Annotated in this window: 1 protein-coding gene; it reads right to left on the minus strand. The window is 35.2% G+C overall.

All coding sequences use genetic code 11. From position 1 onward, the window contains the following. Positions 1–916, minus strand: a 916-nt coding sequence (locus tag EFD62_RS17380) for a TadE/TadG family type IV pilus assembly protein (RefSeq protein ID WP_407921103.1), incomplete at its 3' end; no start/stop codon positions are given. Positions 917–1059 lie beyond the last annotated feature (143 nt).

Raw genomic sequence — 1059 nt, forward strand, 5'->3', positions numbered from 1 at the left:
CACCCTCTTCAGTAACGGCAGCTCCACCTTCACTTTTCTTCGCTTCTTTAGCTGCCTTTTTTGCAGCTTCTTTCTTCTTCTCTATCTCTTTCTCGAGGTCTTTAATTTCGTCTTTATATTCATCTATTTTATCCTCGTTCTCTTCTATCTCATCTTCCATATCTTTTATGTCTTTCTCAATCTTAACTCTTTCCAACACATACCCTGAAGCTATTTCCATCTGATTGGGTATATTTATATCTGTACTGAATTTATTGACGGTCACAATATTATTCGAGGCTTTTACCTCATTCTCTTTAATCTCTGTCAGATTTTTGTCAACATCAAGCTTTTCCTTTAAAATATCCGCCTGCTTCTTAAAATCCTTGAAAGCAAGAAATTTGTCCATAAGTCCCTCAGACAATTCCTTCGGACCTCTATACTTCATGTACTCCAGTATCTGAGCTCTTAAAACCTCCGGCTCCGACAGGTTATATATGGGCTGAACCTTCACATCTTCAATACCGTAATCATACAAATCCAGCAGGTTTTCCTTTTTCTTATCCACTCCCAAGAATTTCTTTATACCGTCCCCAGTTTCCGATTTATCTATAGCATCAAGAGTTAATTCAGCTTTCGTTCTATGCTCTTCAATACCATTGACCATCAAATTTCTTTCGAGATAATATACTATTTCCTCCATCAATAGGTCCGGATCATCGCTAGATAGAGCCATAAGTCCATATAGCTCCTTTAATAGATAATTATAATTGGCAAGAGCAGATTTAGCCGATATATCCAACGCACTTTCAATTTGCGTTTGTGCTGCCTTCATTCGTGTCCCTTCGACTAAAATAGCTGGAATAGCAATCATTATTAATAGAATAATACACAAAAAAACTGATATTGCACCCTCTGCTTTTTTAAAAAATCTCATAGTGATTTTACCCCCTATCACACCGAAACTTTGCAGAATCACTATTTTTATGCATGTACTGACAATTTTCGCATAAAATCAAAACTTAGTAATAAACATTATAGTATAAAATAGCAAATATGCCAATATAATTTTTATAAAAA

The organism is Acetivibrio mesophilus, assembly GCF_004102745.1.
Taxonomy (GTDB): domain Bacteria; phylum Bacillota; class Clostridia; order Acetivibrionales; family Acetivibrionaceae; genus Hungateiclostridium; species Hungateiclostridium mesophilum.